This is a genomic window from Myxococcus hansupus, assembly GCF_000280925.3.
GTDB lineage: Bacteria > Myxococcota > Myxococcia > Myxococcales > Myxococcaceae > Myxococcus > Myxococcus hansupus.
Genome location: NZ_CP012109.1, coordinates 2,772,001 through 2,791,371 on the forward strand (window position 1 = coordinate 2,772,001; position 19,371 = coordinate 2,791,371).

16 protein-coding genes and 1 pseudogene are annotated in these 19,371 nt (G+C 66.3%); 7 read left to right on the forward strand and 10 right to left on the reverse strand.

Going from position 1 to position 19,371, the window contains the following annotated elements; genetic code table 11:
* Positions 1 to 112 precede the first annotated feature (112 nt).
* The 3 genes from A176_RS11320 to A176_RS11330 all read left to right on the forward strand — a co-directional run bounded on the left by A176_RS11320 (position 113) and on the right by A176_RS11330 (position 5,421).
* Positions 113 to 664, forward strand: coding sequence for an SLOG cluster 4 domain-containing protein (locus A176_RS11320; RefSeq protein ID WP_002636612.1), 552 nt, complete (start codon positions 113 to 115; stop codon positions 662 to 664).
* Positions 665 to 752: 88 nt separating this feature from the next.
* Positions 753 to 1,148, forward strand: coding sequence for a hypothetical protein (locus A176_RS11325; RefSeq protein ID WP_002636611.1), 396 nt, complete (start codon positions 753 to 755; stop codon positions 1,146 to 1,148).
* 7 nt (positions 1,149 to 1,155) lie between these two features.
* Entirely contained in the window at positions 1,156 to 5,421 is a 4,266-nt protein-coding gene (locus A176_RS11330; RefSeq protein WP_002636610.1) for an AAA family ATPase, read from the forward strand.
* On the opposite strand, the gene A176_RS11335 is transcribed toward A176_RS11330, so the two are convergent.
* A complete protein-coding gene (locus A176_RS11335) occupies positions 5,414 to 6,829 on the reverse strand; it encodes a B12-binding domain-containing radical SAM protein (RefSeq protein ID WP_002636609.1) in 1,416 nt (471 codons plus the stop codon). The genes A176_RS11330 and A176_RS11335 overlap by 8 nt on opposite strands.
* 351 nt (positions 6,830 to 7,180) lie before the next feature.
* Between A176_RS11335 and A176_RS11340 the strand changes: the two genes are divergently transcribed.
* Complete coding sequence (locus tag A176_RS11340) at positions 7,181 to 7,714, forward strand: YceI family protein (RefSeq protein ID WP_002636608.1); 534 nt, start codon at positions 7,181 to 7,183, stop codon at positions 7,712 to 7,714.
* A 9-nt stretch (positions 7,715 to 7,723) separates the two neighbouring features.
* Here the strand turns inward: A176_RS11340 and A176_RS11345 are convergent, their stop codons facing one another.
* On the reverse strand, positions 7,724 to 8,716 hold the full coding sequence (locus A176_RS11345) for an endonuclease/exonuclease/phosphatase family protein (protein ID WP_002636607.1): 993 nt from the start codon (positions 8,714 to 8,716) through the stop codon (positions 7,724 to 7,726).
* A 176-nt stretch (positions 8,717 to 8,892) separates the two neighbouring features.
* On the opposite strand from A176_RS11345, the gene A176_RS39295 reads away from it, so the two are divergent.
* The gene (locus A176_RS39295; protein WP_002636606.1) at positions 8,893 to 9,039 is read left to right on the forward strand and encodes a hypothetical protein; all 147 of its coding nucleotides are present in this window, start codon (positions 8,893 to 8,895) and stop codon (positions 9,037 to 9,039) included.
* 14 nt (positions 9,040 to 9,053) lie between these two features.
* On the opposite strand, the gene A176_RS11350 is transcribed toward A176_RS39295, so the two are convergent.
* The gene (locus tag A176_RS11350) at positions 9,054 to 9,359 is read right to left on the reverse strand and encodes a hypothetical protein (protein ID WP_044890849.1); all 306 of its coding nucleotides are present in this window, start codon (positions 9,357 to 9,359) and stop codon (positions 9,054 to 9,056) included.
* 55 nt (positions 9,360 to 9,414) lie between these two features.
* Positions 9,415 to 10,884: pseudogene (locus tag A176_RS11355) on the reverse strand (ATP-binding protein); the annotation flags it as partial.
* 223 nt (positions 10,885 to 11,107) lie between these two features.
* On the opposite strand from A176_RS11355, the gene A176_RS11360 reads away from it, so the two are divergent.
* On the forward strand, positions 11,108 to 12,073 hold the full coding sequence (locus A176_RS11360) for an IS630 family transposase (RefSeq protein WP_002640924.1): 966 nt from the start codon (positions 11,108 to 11,110) through the stop codon (positions 12,071 to 12,073).
* Here A176_RS11360 and A176_RS39855 read toward each other — a convergent pair.
* Together A176_RS39855 and A176_RS11370 are read right to left on the reverse strand one after the other, a co-directional pair.
* Complete coding sequence (locus A176_RS39855) at positions 12,036 to 12,512, reverse strand: hypothetical protein (RefSeq protein ID WP_049872270.1); 477 nt, start codon at positions 12,510 to 12,512, stop codon at positions 12,036 to 12,038. The genes A176_RS11360 and A176_RS39855 overlap by 38 nt on opposite strands.
* 558 nt (positions 12,513 to 13,070) lie before the next feature.
* Positions 13,071 to 14,258, reverse strand: a complete 1,188-nt coding sequence (locus A176_RS11370; RefSeq protein WP_021781646.1) for a hypothetical protein — start codon at positions 14,256 to 14,258, stop codon at positions 13,071 to 13,073.
* Between the two features lie 170 nt (positions 14,259 to 14,428).
* Here A176_RS11370 and A176_RS41175 point away from each other — a divergent pair, with 170 nt between their 5' ends.
* Complete coding sequence (locus A176_RS41175) at positions 14,429 to 15,010, forward strand: hypothetical protein (protein ID WP_420811430.1); 582 nt, start codon at positions 14,429 to 14,431, stop codon at positions 15,008 to 15,010.
* Here A176_RS41175 and A176_RS11380 read toward each other — a convergent pair.
* The 4 genes from A176_RS11380 to A176_RS11395 form a co-directional block, all read right to left on the reverse strand.
* Positions 14,986 to 15,363, reverse strand: a complete 378-nt coding sequence (locus A176_RS11380; protein WP_044891157.1) for a hypothetical protein — start codon at positions 15,361 to 15,363, stop codon at positions 14,986 to 14,988. The genes A176_RS41175 and A176_RS11380 overlap by 25 nt on opposite strands.
* The gene (locus tag A176_RS11385; RefSeq protein WP_226994281.1) at positions 15,350 to 15,937 is read right to left on the reverse strand and encodes an RNA polymerase sigma factor; all 588 of its coding nucleotides are present in this window, start codon (positions 15,935 to 15,937) and stop codon (positions 15,350 to 15,352) included. Before A176_RS11385 ends, A176_RS11380 begins: the two co-directional genes overlap by 14 nt.
* Before the next feature lie 684 nt (positions 15,938 to 16,621).
* Positions 16,622 to 17,836, reverse strand: coding sequence for an RICIN domain-containing protein (locus tag A176_RS11390; RefSeq protein ID WP_002640894.1), 1,215 nt, complete (start codon positions 17,834 to 17,836; stop codon positions 16,622 to 16,624).
* A gap of 166 nt (positions 17,837 to 18,002) precedes the next feature.
* The gene (locus tag A176_RS11395) at positions 18,003 to 19,370 is read right to left on the reverse strand and encodes an MFS transporter (protein ID WP_002640893.1); all 1,368 of its coding nucleotides are present in this window, start codon (positions 19,368 to 19,370) and stop codon (positions 18,003 to 18,005) included.
* Position 19,371 lies beyond the last annotated feature (1 nt).

Consider the following 19,371-nt stretch of genomic DNA (forward strand, 5'->3'; position numbering starts at 1 on the left):
AACGTCTCCTGGCGGGAATGTGGGGCAATGAACCGTCGTGAGAAGACGGGCGCGCGTGATTGGAACAAGCTGGCGGCCGGGCCCGTCTTACTTGGGGGAAGGAGCGACGCCCATGCGCAAGCAACGGCGGATCATCGGTGTCTTCGGTTCTGGCAAGGAGGACCACGCGGAGCGCGTCATCCCGCTGGTGCGCTGGATTGCCGAAGCGGGGTTCGACTTGCTCACGGGGGCGGGCAGCGGCGTGATGCGCACGGCGGCGGATGCCTTTGTCCAGGTGGAGTACCGGCATGGCATCTCCATTGGCATCGTCCCGGGCACGGTGACGGGCAGGGAATACAAGCCGCGGTCGGGCTACCCCAATCCCAACGTGGAGCTGCCCATCTACACGCACCTGCCGCTCAGCGGCGAGCAGGGGACGGATCCGCTCAGCCGCAATCACATCAACGTGCTCACGCCGCACGCGCTGGTGTCGCTGCCCGGAGGCGCGGGCACCGTGGCGGAGGCCGCGCTGGCCCTGCGCTACGGCAAGCCCGTCATCCTCTACGGGCCGCCGGAGTCCTTCCGCCGCTTCCCGGCGGAGCTGGAGCGGACGGACTCGCTGGAGCGGGTGGCCGAGTTCCTCCGCGCCGCGGTGCGTGACCCGTTGCGTCTGGCCGCGCAGTAGCCCGGGCGAACGTCTAGAATGGGGCACTTGGGGGAACGGGCCCGGGCCACCCAGGCAGGGTGGGCCGTGACGTCTCGAGTGCGCCATCATGATCAGTGCCGAAACACCGCTCGCGAGCTGGTTCCTGGTCATCGCCGGGACGCTCTTCCTGGTCGTCTTCGCGCTCCCCCTGCTGCTGATGCCCCTGACGTGGGCGCGCTGGTTCGGGTGGCGGCTGCCGGAGGGTAACAATCACCTCACGGTGTACTTTGGCCGCTGCCTGGGGGCCGTGGCCCTGGCCATCATCCTGACGGCGGCGCGCTTCGTGTCCCGGCCGGGCCCTGCCATCTTCGACCTCATCGGGTGGGTGAGCGCGGGGATGGTCGTGGTCCACGTCTGGGGGGCCCTGAAGAAGGCGCAGCCGGTATCCGAGACGGTGGAGATCGGCTTCTATGCGGTGGTAGGCGTGCTCGCCATGTGGATTCGCTTCAACGCCCTCTCCTGAGCGCACGATGTCACCGGTGGACCTCGACCCCATCCTCGCGACGCTGGCGCCCTACATCCCCGGCGCCGTGCTCCGGCGTCTGGAGCGCACGGAGGCGCACGCGCTGCCGCTGGTGGAGCCCGTCCGGGGCGCCATCCTGCTGCTGGACATCGCGGGCTTCACGCCCATCGTCGTCAGCCTGAGCGGCGCGGGGCCCCGGGGCATCGACGCGCTCCAGCGGCTCTTGACGAGCTACTACACGGAGATGATCGACGTCGTGAAGGACCACGGCGGCGACATCTACCAGTTCGCCGGTGACTCCATCCTCGCGTGCTTCGAGGAAGAGCCCGGCACGGGGCCCACCGGCGCGGTGCAGCGCGCGGCGCGGTGCGCGCTGGATGTCCAGGCCCGGCTGTCCCGCTTCGTCCAACTGGAGCTCTTGGGCCAGCGCTTCACCGTGTCGTCGCGCATCGGCATCGGGTTTGGCGAAGCCCACCGCGTGGTGCTGGGCGCCACCGGGCTGTGGATGCACCCGGCGCTCATCGGTCAGCCGCTGACGCAGGCGGTGGCGGCGGAGAAGCGCGCCACCGTGGGCGAGGTGCTGCTCAGCGCGGAGGCCTGGGCCCTGCTGCCAGAGCCCGCGCGCCAGGGCGTGTCCCGCGACGGCGCCTTTCGCTTGGAGCCCTCCGCGCCGCTGACCGCGCCACCGGCCCCGGCGTTCGTGCTGCCAGCGGGGGAGGAGATGGTGGCCCGGTGCTCGCTGCTGCTGCACCCGGTGCTCTTCACGAAAATCACGACGGCGCACCAGGAGTACAGCGGCGACTTCCGCGACGTCACCTGCTTCTTCCTCCGCTTCAACAGCGCCCGCGCCACGTCGAGCACGGAGGACTTCACCCGCGAGCTGAACGCCTTCTACGAGTACGTCCAGCGAGAGAGCGCGCACCACGGCGGCGTGCTGCTGATGACGGACTTCACCGACAAGGGGAACGTCCTCTACGTCATCTTCGGCGCGCCCACCGCGCTCCAGAGCAAGGAGGTGCTGGCCTGCCGGCTCGCGTGCAAGCTGATGCGGGAGCAGGAGTCGTTCCCCTTCGTGGAGGCGCTGCAGATTGGCATCGCCACCGGCCCGGCGTACTTCGGTGACATGGGCTCGCCCTGGCGCAAGGGCTACTCCGCGCTGGGCGAGGTGGTGAACATGTCCGCGCGCCTGATGACGCACGGTCAGGGCAGCGGCATCCACATCGACGCGCAGACGGAGCGCAAGCTGTACCAGGGCGGCTTCGCCACCGAGTTCGTGGAGGATGCGCGGCTCAAGGGCGTCTCGCGCACCGTCCCCGTCTACCGGCTCACGTCGGAGGTGCGCCGCAGCCTGTTCCTCAAGGGCAAGGGTGACATCGTCGGCCGCAAGCGCGAGCTGGCGACGCTGCGCCAATCCCTGGACGCGTCGTTGGGCGGTCAGGGGCGCATCTGCGTGGTGTCGGGCGAGGCGGGCATCGGCAAGTCCCGGCTCGGCGCGAAGGTGGTGGAGCTGGCGGAGGCCAAGGGCGCGCGCTGCCTCTACGGCATCTGCTACTCGTACGAGATGTTCACACCCTTCTTCCCGTGGAAGGAGGTGCTCATCCAGCTCTTCGGCCTGCACGAAGGCGATGACGTGGACACGCAGATGTCGCGGCTCCGTCAGGGCTTCGCTGGGCTGGAGGACACGGGGCCGGAGTGGGTGCCGGTGCTGGCGGGCATCCTCGGGCTGCCCGTGGAGGAGTCACCGCTCACGCGCGACCTGGACGCGCGGCAGAAGAACCAGAAGCTCTTCCAGGTCATCTTCCAGCTCCTGGAGAAGCTGTCCCGCCAGACGCCGGTGCTGCTGTTCTTCGAGGACCTGCACTGGGCGGACAACATCTCCGTGGACCTCATCGAGTACGTCGCCGCGCGGCTGGCCTCGCTGCGGCTGACGCTGCTGGTGACGATGCGGCCGGGCGAGCACCTCAAGAGCCTCAAGGGGCTGCCGGGGCTGCACCGGTTGGACCTGTCCAGCCTGGACGACGAGGAGACGCGGGCACTGCTGCGGCTGCACCTGCGCATGGAGACGCCGGACACGGCGCTGGAGGAGATGCTCCAGGCCAAGGTGCAGGGCAACCCGTTCTTCATCGAGTCCATCGTCCAGGGGCTGGTGGAGAAGGGCTACCTGGGGCCGGTGGCGCCGGGCGCCGAACTCATGGAGCTCAAGCGCGGCCTCCAGGGCCTGGCGCTGCCGGACTCCATCCAGGACGTGGTGCTGTCGCGCATCGACCTGCTCACGGAGACGGAGAAGCTGGTGGTGCGCGTGGCGTCCGTGGTGGGGCGCATCTTCACGCTGGAGGCCGTGGCCGCGCTGGCGCCCGGCTCGGTGTCGCCCGAGCGCATCCGCGAGGCCATCGACACGCTGACGCGGCTGGGGCTCATCCTCCTGGAGATGGAGGAGCCCTTCACCTGCATCTTCAAGCACATCGTCATCCGAGACGTGGCGTACACCACGCTGCTGGTGTCGGCGCGCGAGGACCTGCACCGGCGCATGGCGCGCTTCATCGAGGCCCGCGCGGGAGACAACCCGGTGAAGTCCGCGGGCATCCTGGCCTACCACGCGCTTGCCGGGAACGACGAGGTGAAGGGCCTGGAGTACACGATGATGGCGGCGCGCAGCGCGCGCGAGCAGTACGCCAACGACGACGCGGTCCATCACTACAACCGCGCCATGGAGATTCTCGGCGGCACGTTGGCGCTGGACCCCGAGGAGGTCCTGCGCCAGACGCACGTCGTGATGAAGGAGCTGGCGGAGACCTTGCTCAACGCGGGCAACTACGCGGGCGCCATCCTCATGTTCGAGCAGTGTCTGGCGGACGAGGAGCAGGTGCCGCGCCGCGCGGAAATCCACCTGGGCCTGGGCCGCGCCCACCAGGAGAAGGGCGAGTCGAAGCGCGCCATCCAGGAGCTGGAGACCGCCTTGGAGCTCATGGGGCGCGACATGCCCCGGAGCCTGCCAGCGCTGGTGGTGCGCTCGCTCCTGGCCATGGGGCTGCACCTGCTCTACGGCCTGTTCCCCTGGCTGGTGCGGCCGCTGGGCGCGCGGTTGCCGCTGTACCTGAAGCAACTGTCGACGCTCATCTCGCTCATCAAAATCTACTACTTCGCGGACATCGGGAAGCTCACGTGGGCCACGCTGGTGGCCACGACGATGGCGGAGCGCTCGCGCAGCGAGTACGGGCTCAGTCTCGCGACCAGTTACTACGGCTCGCTGCTGTTCGGCTCGGGCATGGTGTGGCGCTCGGGGCACTGGTGCCGGCGCGCGCTGGAGCATGCTCGCCGCTCACGCGACTCGGCCGCGGAGGGCGTGGCGCTGAGCCGCCTGGCCACCCACGCCATCTTCACCAACGCGCAAGCCCAGGCCACCGAGTATGGCGAGCAGGCGGTGGCGCTGCTGCGGCAGGTGGGGGACATGTGGGAGGTTCAGACGGGGCTGATGATGCAGGCCACCAGCCTGTTCCTCGCCTCGCGCTTCGAGGACGCGGAGCGCGCGTACCGGGAGATGGGCCGCGTGGGCGTGGAGCTGAACGCGCTGATGCACCAGGGCTGGTCCCACGCGTGGGTGCCCATGTGCCGCTACCTGCGCGGTGACGGAGACGTGGGCGAGCTGTGCGCGGAGCTGGAGGAAGGCCTGCGCATCAGCATCGACGTGCAGGACCTGGCCAACCAGTGCGCCAGCTTGAATCACCTGGTCAACGTGGCGGTGCGTGAACACCAGGTGGAGGAGGCCGCGTTGATGGCGGTGCGCGCGGACGAGGCGCTGTGGCGCTACCACGTGCTGGTGCCCTTCCTCCAGATTGGGCTCGTGGACGCGGCGGAGGGCGCGCTCTTCGCCTTGGAGCAGGGCGCCGTCTCCGTGCCCCCGGAGCAGCTCTGGGCCATCTACCGTCGCTGCGCGCTCAAGGCCCGGGCGCTGGGGACGCTCTATCCGTACCTCCGCGGCCCGGCCATGCGGGTGATGGCGCGCGCGAAGGCGCTCAAGCGGGGCGCCAAGGCCGCGGAGCCGCTGTTCGACCGCGCGCTCGCCGTGCTGGAGGCTACGCCCAACCGCTGGGAGACGGGCGTGGCCTACCTGGACGCGGCCGCGGCGCTGCCGCACCGGAGGACGGCGCTGCTGGCCCGCGCGCGCGACATCTTCACCGCCATTGATGCCCAGGCGGAGCTGCGGCGGGTGGCGCAGTGGGAACCCACCGTCATCGATGCGACGGCGCGGCGGGTTCCCGTGGCGCTCACGTGAGCCGCTGCGGCCGCAGCCCGAGCTGGCTCATCTGCTGCGTGTCCCAGTACTCCAGCGCGTCCTGACCGGCGATGTAGCGGCGCGCGGTGTTCTTCACCGGGTTGCGGATGCTCGTGATTTCGGGCCCGGAGAAGAGGATGGTCTGCTTGTACCGGGGCATGTCGCTCATCGTGAGCTTGGACCAGTAGTGGCGCGCGATGTTGGGCAGGCTGCCGAGCTGGGCGCACAGCCGGTGGAAGTGCTCGATGACCTCCGAGGTGTGCAGGTTCTTGGGCTGGTGACAGAGCGTGTAGCCGTCGTAGTCGCGGCTGAGCGTCCCGGGCAGGAGCCGGCCATCGGCCTGGAGCTCCCGGAAGAAGGGCGTCTCCGGGTAGGGACACACGATGCCCAGGAAGGTGACGGAGAAGTACTGGAGGTCCGCGAGGTACTCGGGGAGCTTCTCCAGGTACTCGTTGGTGTCGCCGTCCGAGCCGACGATGAGGCCAAAGGACAGGAGGATGCCGGCGGAGAAGACGCGGCGGATGACGGCGTCGACCTCGCTCAGCTTGTTCTGCCCCTTGTTCATGGCCTTGATGGAGTCGGGGTTGAGGGATTCCAGGCCGGTGTAGACATAGCGGCAGCCGGCCTTGGCCATCAGCTTCACCAACGCCTCGTCCTTGAGGACGTTGAAGGTGAGCGCGCAGCCCCACGTCTTCTTCAGCGGGATGAGGGCCTCGCACAGTTCCCGCAGGTACTTCGGTGAGCCCCCGAGGTTGTTGTCCAGGAAGATGAACGCGTCATCCATCATCCCCATGAAGTTGGGGTTCCAGTGCATGCGCGTCTGGATTTCGTCGATGACGTGGGCGACGGGGCGGTAGCGGTAGCGCTCGTTGCCGGTGAGGACGCAGAAGTTGCAGGAGAAGGGGCAACCGCGCGACGCCTCGATGCCGGGCAGGCGCAGCTTGTTGTGCGTGAAGTCGATGAGGTCGTAGCGCGAGGGCCGGATGGCGGTGGGGCCCAGCGGCGGGCGCTGGTAGCGCGGCTGGAGCTGGCCCTTCTCGAAGTCCTCGATGAGGGCGGGGACGTTGGCCTCGGGCTCACCGGTGATGACGGCGTCGAAGTACTGCTGCGCGTCGTCGGGGAAGTAGCTGGCGTGGCGGCCCCCGGCCACCGTCTTCATGCCGCGCTGGCGGAAGAGGGTGGAGAGCACCTTGGTGTGCTCATAGAAGGAATGCAGATAGGAGAAGAAGACGAGGTCCCAATGGCGGTCCATGGGGATGTCGCGCTCCTTCTCGTTGAAGATCTCCACCTCCGCGTGCTCGGGGCACAGGCCGGCGATGAGCTCCGGCACGGAGGACTGCATGATGGAGGGTTCCTTGATGCGCAGCCGGGTGGGGTGCGTGTACGTGGCGATGACGGCAATCCGCATGCGATGACGTGGCTCCAAGAAGAGGCGGCGTGGCCACGGAGCGGCAAGGAGCATGCGTCATAGGGTTCGGCTCCCCCGGCCTGGCCTTGAAAACAGAATCCCCCTGTTTCACGGCCTACGCAAAATGACAGCGGGGTGAAGTCTGAATCTCAGGCTCAATCCTCCTGTGCGCAGCGGACGTCAGGAGTTCCGGAGTGTCACAGCGCGAACTCGACTCACGTGCAGTGAGACGCGTCACGCGGTGTGCATGGAATTTCAGTGAGCAGGTCATTATCTAGTGAGGGTCCGCTTGTCGGCCCCCCCCGACGCTCGAACCGCTTCGTTCTCCCCCCGCCCCCGCGAGCGCCCCCCATGTCCGTGAGCACCTGGAGCATCGATCCTTCGCATTCCTCCGTCTTGTTCGTGGCCCGCCACATGGTGGTGGCGCGCGTCCACGGCCGCTTCGAGCGTTTCAGTGGAACGCTCCGCGTGAATCCCGACCAGCCCATCCAGGGCGAAGTCGACATGACTGTTGAAACGGCGAGCATCTACACCGGCGCGCCGGACCGGGATGCGCACCTGCGCTCGCCGGACTTCCTCGACGCGGACGCCGCGCCCAAGCTCACCTTCCGCAGCACGAAGGTGGAGCCCACGGGCGGTGCCAGCTTCCGCCTGCTGGGGGACCTGACCATCCGCCATGTCACCCAGCCCGTGGCCTTCGAGGCGCGTCACACCGCCACGTCGAAGGACCCGTGGGGCAACACGCGCCTCATCTACTCCGCGCGCGCCACCATCAACCGCACGGACTACGGCATCCGCTGGAACAAGACGCTCGACAACGGTGGGTGGCTCGTCGGCGAGAAGATCGACCTGGAGTTGGACATCCAGGCCATCCCCGCGGCCTGAGCAGCGCGCTCACGGCGCGGGCATGAAGTCCGCGTAGACGGCGGCGTGGTCGGAGCCGCCAAAGCCGCCACGCGGATCGCGCATGGCCCGGAACGAGCCGGGCACATACGTTCCGCCTCCGCGCGCCAGGTACAGGTGGTCGATGGCCTGGCGCTCGCCGTAGAACGAATACGTCCACGTCTCGTCATCTGGCCGGTCGCTGGCGACGCGCAGCAGTGCGCCGTCGCGCTCCAGTGCTTGGATGGGCTCCGAGCCCGGCACGTCGTTGAGGTCGCCGCCCAGCACCACCAGCGCGTTCGGCGTTGCCTGGGCGACGCCCGCGATGATGTCGCGTGCGGCGGCGGCCTCCGCGAAGCGTCGCCCCGGGTCGTCGCTCGACTTGGAGCGGAAGTGCGCGGAGAAGACGATGACCTGCTTGCCGTCCACGTCCAGGTGGACCTCCAGCAGCTCCCGCGCGAAGCGCGTCTCCGTGCCATCCGGCCGCCACAGCGTGCGGTGGCGGTGGCCTCGGACGCGGGTGATGGGATGGACGGAGATGACGGCCACGTCCACCGACGCCGGCGCGCCCGTCTCGCCCAGCTCCGAGTAGCCGAAGCGGGGGAGGCGGGACGTCAGCGCGTCCAGTGATGCCTGCGTCTCCACCTCGGCGAGCAGCACCACGTCCGCGTTCAGTCGTGAGACGGCGGCGGCGAGCCGGTCCGCCTTCAATCCGAACTCGGAGGGCGTCGGCAGGGCCTCGTAGTTGCTCCCGCCGCACGCGCCGGAGTCGCACACCGTGTCGAAGAAGCGCTGCACGTTGTACGCGGCGATTCGGACGCTGCCCTCGAGCGCCGAGTCGGGCGGCTCGGGGGTGCCACAGCCCGTGCCCACGCAGTCGTCCGGCCCGGGGACTGGTGGCGTCCAGCGCCCGTCGCATCCGGACAGCGACAGGAAGGCACCCAGCAGGACGGCGGCCTGGGTTCGCGTGATGCGCCAGCGGGTGGGACGGAAGGCGAGTGACATGCGCGCGGCAGCGTACTCCAACGCGGCGCGGGCGCGGCCGGGCAGGCGGGCACAGTGTTCGCGGAAGGCTTCTTGGCCCCACGCGCATTGCTTCCAGGAAAGGGTTACGGCATGACAGCGAGTGCGGTGGGGCGCGTGCCCGCCGTACGGACCGGGCACGGAGGCGCGTTCGCGGCATGTTTTTCGAGATTCTCATTGGCGCCGCGGTGATGACGCTCATCACCGTGCTCTTCACCGGGCCCGGGATGTGGAGCTCCACCTGGGGCTACCGGAAGAAGGAAGGCAAGGGCACCTCCGAGCCTCCCGACGACGCGAAGAAGTAGTCGCCGGACGTTCGTTATTGGCAGATGCCCGGGCAGTCGGTCGCTCCCGAGCCCGGTGAGCAGGCATCCAGCGGGTCGTCGACGCACCGCGTCCCCGGTGACACGCAGCTACCGTAGAAGCCGCCACAGCACTCGGTGTAGCCCGCTGGCACGTCGCACGGCGTCGCGAAGCTTCGGCACTCGGCGCCGCCCGCGGCTGGACGGGCGAACACGAGCACCTGCGCGCAGCCCTCTCCGTTGTTGTCGTCGGAGCCCCCACTGCAAGCCGTCAGCAGCAGGGAGGCCAGGGCCGCGCCCGCGGCCATCATGAGTCGGTCCATGTCCGCTATCTGGCCAGGACCGGCCCGCGCGTCCAGCCCCCCACACGCTGGGATGTCATTCCACGAGCATCCGCTTCACGGGGGCGGGGTCCACAGCGACCATCAACGGCCGGGTGAAGTTGCTGAACGACACCAGCGCCTGGCCTGGGGCGAGCCTTGAGACGCGGTTCCACAGGCTCTCATCGATGCTGCCCGCTGTCTTCTGCATGCGGGCGATGACCGAGCTGTCCGCGATTTTGTGGATGACGAAGTTGTTGATGAGGCCCAGCACCTCGTTAGGGAGATGCTGTGGGAGCTGGGTGACGAACACGAGCCCCATCCACCGTTTGCGACCCCGCTTGGCGATCTTCGCCACCTGCTCGAAAAGTACGGGCATCTGGGAGATGCGGTGGGTGGAGAGGAACTCGTGGGCCTCCTCGATGATGATGAGCACCGGCGTGACGGAGCCATCCTGGGTGTTGGCTGATTGGTAACGAGCTTCTTGGGCCTCCTGAAGGCCCCGGAGGATGTCAGCGATGACCAGATTGTTGAGCTGTGGCGAATCGGTGTCCGACAGGTCGATGACGGACACTCGGCCCGGTGCGAGCATGGAGTCGTAGTCCACCGCATCCACGTTGCCCACGTCGAAGATGCCCAGGCGCCGGAGGCGGTGCAGTTTGCTGGCGAGCGCCTTCCAACTCACCTCGTGGCGGCTGCTCTGCGCCATGACCCGGGCCATCACCCGGCCAAAGCTGCTCCGGAACTCAGTGCGAAGGTTCAACCCACGGGAGGGGGCCTTGGCCGTGGTATCGGGTTCGGCCTCCTGCTCATCCTGATCTTCCAGTAGCGATGCTTGTTTCCTTGGAGTCGATCGCGACTTTCCTCGCGTTTCGGATTTCCCCTCGTCGCTCAAGCTGTAGATGTACGCGCTGACGACATCCAGCACGTGATCAATGGTCATCTGAGGGTAGCCCGTGGACAGTTCATCGACATCGAGGACCTGACGACGCTCCTCCTCCGTCTGAGGATAGATCTTGAAATCCTCCATCAGGAGCTTGGTGACGTCATAAGCCTTGAGGAACCGTTCTTGCTGCGCGTCCGACATGTCTAGAATCTCTGCCAGCGCGTAGGGCGAGAGGCTGGAGAACTTGAGTGAAAATGCGCGCCTGTTCCGGTGTCTCGGGTTGAGGCTGTCGCGGCCGATGAGGTGGTGGATGTGCAGGTCTTTAACGCCCTCTGCCTTCTGACCGCGGCGACGGAGTGCCTCGATCATTGCGGCATGGTCCGTCGGCTTGTCGACGTGGGTGTACTCACCTTCGACGTCGAAGACGATGGTGGCGATGCCCTGCTGCTGGGCACGGTGGATGAGTGTGGCGACGGTGGTGGATTTGCCCCCGCCTGTCGTTCCAATAATGCCGGTGTGGCGGGGGAGGATGGATTTGTCCCGAGGATTGAGGCGGGCCTCCATCTTGTCGTAGCCCACGACGAGGCCTAGGCACAGGTCGCCGCCTGTCCCGAGCACCCGTGCGCTCTCCTCATCGTCTAAACCACCGCTCGTGATTCTCGATCGCGGTTGGTGAGCGGGCGGGCGCGCGGGGCGCGAGGAAGAGGCAGGGGCGCATCCCGTTCGGCTCTGTGTGCGCAGAAGACCAGGAATCGGAAAGGCCCCGCCCAGGGATAAAGGTAGGCTGCGTCTGTCGCGGCTGCAGCGCCGCTCCCTCATTCGCTGGGGAGAAAGGAGCGGCTGCCCGCTCACCCTGCGACGGTGCATGGCGGTGGTGGGAGTGTCGCGCGGCAAATCGTGCAGCGAGGTCGCACGTGCGCTGGCGTGCGCCACCTCCACCGTCGTCTCCGCGGTCAATCGTTACCGGACGGGACGGCGTAAATCCCTGGTGGACCGCAGGGCAGCCAATGGCGAGGCGAAGGTGGATGAGCGCTTCCTCGCCATTCTCTCGCGTGTGCTGGCAGGTACTCCCGAAGAGGTGGGCTGGTGCCGCCCGACGTGGACGCGGGAGTTGCTCGCGCTGGAGATGGAGCGCCGGGGCTTGGCGCGGGTGTCGGTTGCCACCATGGGCCGTGCGCTTGCCACCCTCGGTGCGAGCCTGAAGGCGGCCAAACCCGTCGTGGGCTGCCCTTGGCCGGGCTGGAAGCGGCGCCGGCGCCTCTTCGAACTGCGGTGCCTGGAAGCCTATGCCCAGTGCGACGAGCCGGTCCTCTACGTGGACGAGGTGGACATCCACCTCAATCCGAAGGTGGGACGCGACTGGTGTCTGCCCGGCCAGCGCCGGGTGGTGCTCACGCCAGGCAACAACAAGAAGCGATACTTGGCTGGCGCCCTGGACTCGAAGACGGGCCGCCTCACCTGGGTGGAAGGCAAGTCGAAGGCCAGCTCCCTCTTCATCCAACTCCTTTGGCGCATCTGCGGTGAGTACCGTGGCGCGCCACGAATCCACCTCATCCTGGACAACGCCTCCATCCACAGCAGCAAGAAGACGAGGAAGGCGCTCGAGCAACTCGACGGTAGGATTGTCCTCCACTTCCTGCCGCCTTACTGCCCGGACGCCAATCGCATTGAGCGCGTCTGGCTGGACCTCCACTCCAACGTCACCCGCAACCATCACTGCCGCACCCTCCAGAAGCTGATGCGACGCGTCCAGGCATACCTGCTCGCTCGCAACGCCCAGCGGCGTGCCAGTCCTATCCTCCGCAAGGTCCATCTACGGCGCGCCGCCTGAACGCGTGCGAGATTCGTGATCGGCCGTTTAGTAGGAAGACAGGGCTTTGGGGACGCGGCCGGAAGCGCGGCGGCTTGAGTGAGCCGTCGACCTCCTCGCCAACAATCTCGATTTCCGCCCGGCCATGGTAGTCGAATGTATAGGCCAGCTTCTTTCCGTGAGTGACGACTCCAATGGCCATGGTGGAATTCGCGGGCACTGCGTTGGGTTCCGCGAACGGGCCCCGAACGACGACACCGAGGTACGCCCGGCGGTCATCCTTCGACTTCACCCGCACCAAGGTCTGTGACGCGAGCAGGTGCAAATCCTCGCGCGTCAGCAACACCGTGATGAGATTGTCCTGGCTGGACGTCACGTCGAAATGAGTGAAGCCCACGGCCGCTTCCAACTCGGGATCCACCTGCGGACCGGACTTCGCTTGCTGCTTGAGCGCATCCAATTCATTCAGGAGCGCTGGAGGTGTCCGTTGGACGACCTCCTTGTCTGCTGAAGGCGGGGGCACTGGGCCGTGCCCTTTGCCATTCATCATGGGTGTGGGGGCCACGGAGACGGGCCGATGTTGCCCGTTCAATCCCCCAGGAGGAGGAGGGCGATTGCCGCCGGAGGGCGGGCGCATGGTGGTGGAGGGGGGCGGCTGCGCAGCGCCTGATGGCATCCCGGGATTCCGAGCTGGGGGCGCGGGTGGACCCGCTTTCGGAGTGAACGGGACGCGGGCCTCGCCACCAACTGGTGGATTCACCGGCCGCGAACCCGCGCCGGCTCCACTGGGTTGGGAGGCCGTAGCCGCATGGCTGTTCGGTCCAGGCGGGACTTGCGCCTGGCTGGAGCTCGTGCGCCGGTAGCCTGGCGGAGGCTCTCCCCAGTTTCCGGGCACCTCAGGTGCATTGAAGGCCCGTGAAGGTGTCTTGCCATTGATAGGAGGTTGACCTCGGGCTGCGCCTGCACCTGGCGAGCGTTGTCCCTTGCCGTCGTCAGCGATGCTCATGACTCTCCTGACCTAATGGCGTTTGATGTGCTCGTTGAAGAACTGAAGACTGGCGCCCGCCTGCGCGTAGGCGTCGTGTACCAGCCCCATAAAGCCGTCTTCACCAAAAGCACTGCGGCACGATGCCTCCGCGACGTCGAGCAGCATGGGGAAGCCGCGCTCGGGCCGGAGAATGCTATCCGCCATTGCGATGCGCGCGGCGAGGTGGGCATGGTCACGGTGCGCGTAGAACGAGCGCGGCGGGGTTCGCTCGGAGGCGCGAAACACGCCAGAGATGACCTCCGGGCAGCACTCGCTGACGAAGTTCGCCGCGAAATGCTGGCTGCGGTCCCCGTACTTCCAATTCCCAATGACCCGTCGTCCAAACCGCTCGAGCGTCTCGAAAATGATGTACTCGCCAGCCTGAAGCGCATGGCCAATGGTCAGGATTCCGCGCTCTTCTAGTGCGCTTGGAACAAAGACGAACTTCTTGTGCTGTTTGATGAGGCGCCGGAGAACGCTCAGTGATGCTCGTAGAAGGCTCATGTATCCTGAGCCGGTGAGCAGTTCCTGTGCACACGGGTTCCCATGCCCGATGCGCCACTCTGCCTCGGATTTGTCCACCAGTACAGCCCGCTCGGCATAGGTCCGGATGCCCCGGCGGGCGAGTTTGGACAATGACTCCTTGCGGGGACTGGCGGAGCGCTCCATGCGGAGGTCGATGCAGTCCATCGCGGCCTGCACGGGATCCACGCTCTGGTCAGACATCTCCTTGCGAAAGAGTCGTTGAGAAAACGTGCCTGACGTGCCGCCGTAGCTCACTGCGGCGATTCCGATTTGAGTGATGCCGAGAGGCAGACTTTCATGACTGGTCGAGACACTGTTGACAGCCTCAACTCGCCCAGAAAAGAGCAGGCTTTGGTGGACGGTTGCCAGTTCGTCCGATGTGGCTCTGTAAACTCCCGCTTCCTCGGCGCCCCCGCCTGAGTTGGGGAGAATCCGAGGAAGGACGCGCTGCCGGATGATGCTCCGGACGGCGCTCTCCTTGTCCACGGCGTTGGAGATCTCTTGCCGGAAGCGCGCCATGATGCTGGCCAGATCGAGCCCTTGCGACCACGTATCGAGGTCGAGGGTCATCAATAAATCTTCGCCGAACGCATCCCGGAAATCCTCGTCACCAAAGAGGTCGGCGCCGTCGTCGTTATCGAAGTCCTGCGCCACGGTTACCTCCTCTCCTCGCCAAGGAACTGGATGATGGAAAACGGCTGTGGACGCTTGTGGGGGCGCAGCGTACGCAGATAGCCACGGGCTTTTTCCTCGGGGAGTCCGAAGTACCGAGACAACAATGCTGCTCCCTCATTCGCTGGGACGGATTGCAAGAGTTGGCGAGCATGTGTCGCTGGGGCGAGAATCTCGAGCGCAAGCCGATCCGCGCGTCGCTCGGCCTCAGCTACGGCGCCAGAAAGAATGTGCCCGGTTGGATTGCGGTCCATGAGTTTGATTTGGACGCCCAAGGGGACTTGTCCGAGGACCGACGACACTTTCTCGTCCAGATTGGCGCGTCGTTTCCCATTGAGTACCGGAAGGATTCCTTCTCCGAAATGATGCAATGCGCGCTCACGGGGGAGCAGGTGATCCAGCACGAAGTGTGCGACCTCGTGAGCCACGGTGAATCGTTGCTCGGCTTCAGTGTCCCCGGTGTCATGGAAGAGGAGCGCCGAGCCCGCCCTTGCGACCATGCACCCATACAGTTCGCGCTCGGCACCAGGAATGGTCCGACGAACGCCTCGGAGCAAAATCCAATCCAGGACGTGTCGGGTCGTCAATCCAGGAACGGGAACAAGTTCCACGTGCAGCCTTTTTTCTGCCTCTGCGGCAATGTCCCGAGGAAACGCCGTGAGGTGCTGCATCCCACTGAGGGACATGGCTTCATCCAACCAATGACCAATCAAGGGATGTTCTCGTCGTCGTGAGTGCGGTCCCGCGCCGCGAGCTGAATCGTCGCATTCTCGGCGGCAAGTTCCTCGTCTGATTCCGCGTTTAGGGCCGTGATGACTTCGACATGCCGGAGCACGCGAATGAGTTGCCGGAGTTCAACCGAGAACTGCTGGGCGACCGCCGCCGACTGTTCCGCGAATGAGTCGCCCACTGGACGTCGGCACAAGGACATCCACTGAAGCACGTCGGGAGTGCATCCCAGTTTCTGGGCCAAGGCAGAGGAGGTCATGCCTTCAATCTCAAGGTAGCGCTCGAATGCATGGCCGAGCATCCAGTCCGCCCTGGTGCTCCGTTTGGCCGCCGCTTCGAGCCAATCAGGAATTGACACTGACAACCTCCCTTCCAAATCGCTGTAACCACTTGATGATGCGATCGCGATGCCGCTTCACTTCACGTCGAACGTCGAGCGTGGGGAGATGGCTCAGGCCAAGCACCGCGCCAAGCCGTTGGGTCGACCTCTCACCCAGCAGAATGTGCGCCAGGACCGCTCGGTCGAGCACCCCAAGGTCGGATTTTTCAATGCGGTCCACGATGCGGCGCGCCTCCACTGCATCCTCCAAGCTGTCCTTCGGAGACCTCCCCAAGAGTTCGAAAAGGACACCGAATTTTTCTTCACGGAGGACCCGCCTGAGGGTGGCGCGGTACCAGTCCGTGAGCGTGTTCTTGGCGGATTGCGTCAAGTACGAGAGGAGGCTGCCCCGGTCCGGGTCAAAGCGTTCGGGCGCTTCGAGGTAGTCCATCAGTACGTCAATGGCCGCATCACGTGCTTCTTCGGGCGTGCACCTGCGTGCTCGAATCACCGTCGAAATGATGGGGCCCATGAAGAGCTCGAAGGCCTCCTTGTACGCCACTGACTCTTTCCGAAGGATGCGCGCATGCAGCGCGTTCTCCTGTTCCTGCATTGGATTCCCCATCCTGACTCCTCATCGGAAGTTTCCGCGCGCACCCCATTTACGTGTGCGTATGTGCTCCTTCGGTGCCGTCCTGGCGAGTTCGACGGAGACGTGTTTCCGAGACATCCCAGATGGTTTCTGGAGTTCGTTCCGTCTGTCTGTACCTCCCAGGTGGTATTGCCTTGAACGCTTGTGCAGGTGAGTGTTGCGGCATCGCGACAGAGGCATCGAAAGGCTTCCGGTGTCTGTCGACATGCCGTGCCGAATACGTGCGCCTTCTGTTCAAAAAGATCACAAGGCAAGGGAGGGCTCAATACCTGTGGTCTGAAAACAACGGGGCGCGCTGCTCCCTGCTGCGAAGGGGGCGGACCCACTTCATTAGGAGTGCGTTGGAATGACTCGGTGCAGTCATCGCGCACCCGCATGGGCAGACGCCGCAAGTCCATACCTCTCTGGAGGTAAAGACAGTGAAATCACGGGGCGGCATCGTGCGAGCGATGCGGGGCGTGGTCCCGCGCGGCCCGGGATGACTCAGGGGGGACGTCCTGGACTCAGCGCCGAGCTGGGGCAGGGGGCTGCCTGGCTTCAGGCGCGAGCGCGCGGGACGGGAACGACGGAGCCGGGCGGGACGGGAGCAGCGGGCCCGCCCGGCGTCTGGGGAGAGGTGCGATCACTCCTCACCTGCGTAGGGGTTCAGCAGCCCAGGTTGCCGCCCGGGCTCACGCCCAGCATGTTCGTGAACCGGTTGTAGTTGTTGATGCGGCTCTGGACCTGGCCCGGGTTGCCGCCGTTGCACTCGATGGCGCCGTTGATGGCGCGGATGGTTTCGCCAAAACCCCGGCCCTCCACCATGGCGCGATGGGCGGGAATGGAGCCGGCGCCGGCCTGCGTGGTCCAGAACCAGAAGGCGGAGCGCCACGAGGCGTTCGCGTCCCGCGCGAGCAGGTCCGGGTCGGTGTGGAGCGGCAGGCCCAGCGCGGTCCCGGCGGCGCAGTAGTTACCGTTCCACGACAACTGGATGGGACCGCGTCCGAAGTAGCGCTTCCCGGCGACGCAGTTGCAGCCCGGCGGGCCCCACGAGCCGCAGTACTCACCCTGTGCAATCTCCTCGATGTAGACGAAGTTGCCCGTCTCGTGCGCCGTGTTGGCGAAGAAGGCCGCCACCTCGCGCTTGCGTGTCTCCAGCGTGCCGGTGTTCGCGAAGGCGGGCATGGTCCGCGCCGCGGCAATCAGCGCGCTGTACGTGTAGAAGGGGTTGCGGTTGGGGAACATGGCGTTGAACGTGGACTCGCTGAGAATCTCAGCCAGGCCTGTGCCGCCGTTGCCGCCACCGTCCACCCGGTCAAAGCTCCACAGTTGGTTCGTGGCGCCGCTGTAGGGGTACTGGACGGTCTCCGTGCCGTCGTCGGGGCGGCCCCAATACAGGTCCACCGCCATGTCCGTGTGGCGCAAGTGCATGCTGAACTGCGTGCCACCCCGGTTGACGAAGCGGAACTGCTGGTGATTTCCGCCGCCGTAGGTCCATTGATGAATGCGCGCGTTCTGCGCCGTGCTCGCACCTTCGATGTCGAGCCCCTTGTTGCTGTTCACGTTGATGATGCTGAAGTAGCCACCAGACGTGGGCGTGATGCGGAAGCGCTGGGCGTTGGTGCCATTGCAGGTCCACTGCTGCACCTTGGCGCCGTCCGCCGTGCTCGACGACGCCACGTCGAGACACTTCTGCGTCACCATCGAGCGGATGACGTAGGTGCCCTGGGTGATGCTGGTGACGAGGGCCTCGCCTTGCACTTCACCGAGCGACTCGGGCTGGGCGGGCGTGGGCTCGACGCCGCCGCAGCCTCCCAGGACGCTCAGGCCTCCACAGAGTCCGAGCAGGGCCAGACCGCGGGTCACGAAATTGCCAGACATGATTGCTTCCTTGCGCAAGAGGGTGCGGGCGCTCCGCGCGGGGTGGTCGCGGAGGCCTCGGCTCCGGACGCCGGAGCCGCAAGGACTGTAGGACAATCAGTAAAGTCTGGAAAAGCTGACAAATTGGCCAAAGCCCAATCGTTGAGGACTGGACTTGGCTGTCACGTCAGACGTGTTGGCCCTCCAGCGGAGGTGTCCGGGGTGCCAGCGCATCCGGAAGTTCGTCCTCCACGGCGCGGACGCGTGGAGAGAGCCAGGCTGTCAGAACGCTGAGCACCAGCAGGAAGCCCAGGACGACGTAGAGCAACGCGATGCCTCGGCCCGGGCCGGTACCCAGGACCTGCCCCAGGCTTCCGGCGAGGAGCCCATCGTGGGCCATCCACGGGTCGAAGACCTTGTCGGCCAGGGGGCCCGCGAGCAGCGCGGCGAGCGGGGGGGCGGCCAGCGCCAGCAGCCGACGCGTGGCGAAGACGCGGCCCTGGATGGCCGGAGGCACCTTGGTCTGCCAGATGGCCTGCGAGCTGCCATTGCCCACCGGACTGGTGAACATGAAGAGGAACGCGGCGCCCGCGAAGAGGTACACGCTGGCGGGCATCGCCGCGGCCCACAGCGCCACGCCCGCGACCAACTGCGCGCCCAGCAGGCCCACGACGCGCCGCTTCGGCCCGCCCCAGACGCCCATCGTGATGCCGCCCAACAGGATGCCGCAGCCCGCGCAGGTCACCACCCAGCCCAGGGTGGTGGGCGAGGCGAAGCTCAACACCAGGGGGGTAATCAGCACCGTGACCAGCACCGTGAACAGGTTGACCGCCGAGCTGAAGGCCAGCAGCCCGAGCAACCCCGGACGCTCCCGGATGAACCTCCAGCCCAGGACGACGTCCTCCTTGAGAGAAGGTCGGCTGCGTTGCGTGCTCTCATCCCGCGGGGGCTGCGGAATGAGAACGGACAACAGCGCGCCGAGCGCACAAAGGTACGTCGACACGTTGATGAGCAGCACGCCCTGGAGCCCGATGGTCACCACGAGCACGCCCGCAAGCGCGGGGCTCAGCAATTGTCCCGCGCCAATGGCCAGCTCAATCATTCCGTTGGCCCGGCCCAGGTGCTGCTTGGGAATCAGCAAGGCCGTCGAGGTGGAGAAGGCCAACGTGTGGAAGGTGCTGCATGCGGAGCCCATCGCGAGGGGCAGGTAGAAGTGCCAGCTTTGCAGGCTCCACAACCCCGCGCGGTCCGCGCTGACCATCCCCCACATCAACAGGACGGTGGTGATGGCGCCCAGGTCCGCCAGCAGCATCACCCGCTGGCGGTTCCTCCGGTCCACCAGCGAGCCCGCGATGGGCGCGAGCAACATCATCGGGAGGAACCCGAAGAAGGACGCCAGCGAGTACTCCGTGACGGAATCGCTGTTCTGGTAGACGAAGACGCCCACCGAGAACTGCGTCAGCCCCGTCCCCAAGGAGGAGATGAGCTGACCCAGCCAGATGACGCCGAAGACGTGGATGGGGTTGGTGACGGCGCGCCTGCTCGTGGAAGTCATG

Bases quoted from the DNA above. Each gene is read 5' to 3' on its own strand.
- A176_RS11385 (WP_226994281.1), bottom strand. From the start codon at position 15,937: ATGCAGGAACAGGAGAACGCGCTGCATGCGCGCATCCTTCGGAAAGAG.
- A176_RS11390 (WP_002640894.1), bottom strand. From the start codon at position 17,836: ATGTCTGGCAATTTCGTGACCCGCGGTCTGGCCCTGCTCGGACTCTGT.
- A176_RS39295 (WP_002636606.1), top strand. From the start codon at position 8,893: ATGTTTTTCGAGATTCTCATTGGCGCCGCGGTGATGACGCTCATCACC.
- A176_RS11325 (WP_002636611.1), top strand. From the start codon at position 753: ATGATCAGTGCCGAAACACCGCTCGCGAGCTGGTTCCTGGTCATCGCC.
- A176_RS41175 (WP_420811430.1), top strand. From the start codon at position 14,429: ATGTGTCGCTGGGGCGAGAATCTCGAGCGCAAGCCGATCCGCGCGTCG.
- A176_RS11320 (WP_002636612.1), top strand. From the start codon at position 113: ATGCGCAAGCAACGGCGGATCATCGGTGTCTTCGGTTCTGGCAAGGAG.
- A176_RS11360 (WP_002640924.1), top strand. From the start codon at position 11,108: ATGGCGGTGGTGGGAGTGTCGCGCGGCAAATCGTGCAGCGAGGTCGCA.
- A176_RS11335 (WP_002636609.1), bottom strand. From the start codon at position 6,829: ATGCGGATTGCCGTCATCGCCACGTACACGCACCCCACCCGGCTGCGC.
- A176_RS11330 (WP_002636610.1), top strand. From the start codon at position 1,156: ATGTCACCGGTGGACCTCGACCCCATCCTCGCGACGCTGGCGCCCTAC.
- A176_RS11395 (WP_002640893.1), bottom strand. From the start codon at position 19,370: ATGACTTCCACGAGCAGGCGCGCCGTCACCAACCCCATCCACGTCTTC.
- A176_RS11345 (WP_002636607.1), bottom strand. From the start codon at position 8,716: ATGTCACTCGCCTTCCGTCCCACCCGCTGGCGCATCACGCGAACCCAG.
- A176_RS11340 (WP_002636608.1), top strand. From the start codon at position 7,181: ATGTCCGTGAGCACCTGGAGCATCGATCCTTCGCATTCCTCCGTCTTG.
- A176_RS11350 (WP_044890849.1), bottom strand. From the start codon at position 9,359: ATGGACCGACTCATGATGGCCGCGGGCGCGGCCCTGGCCTCCCTGCTG.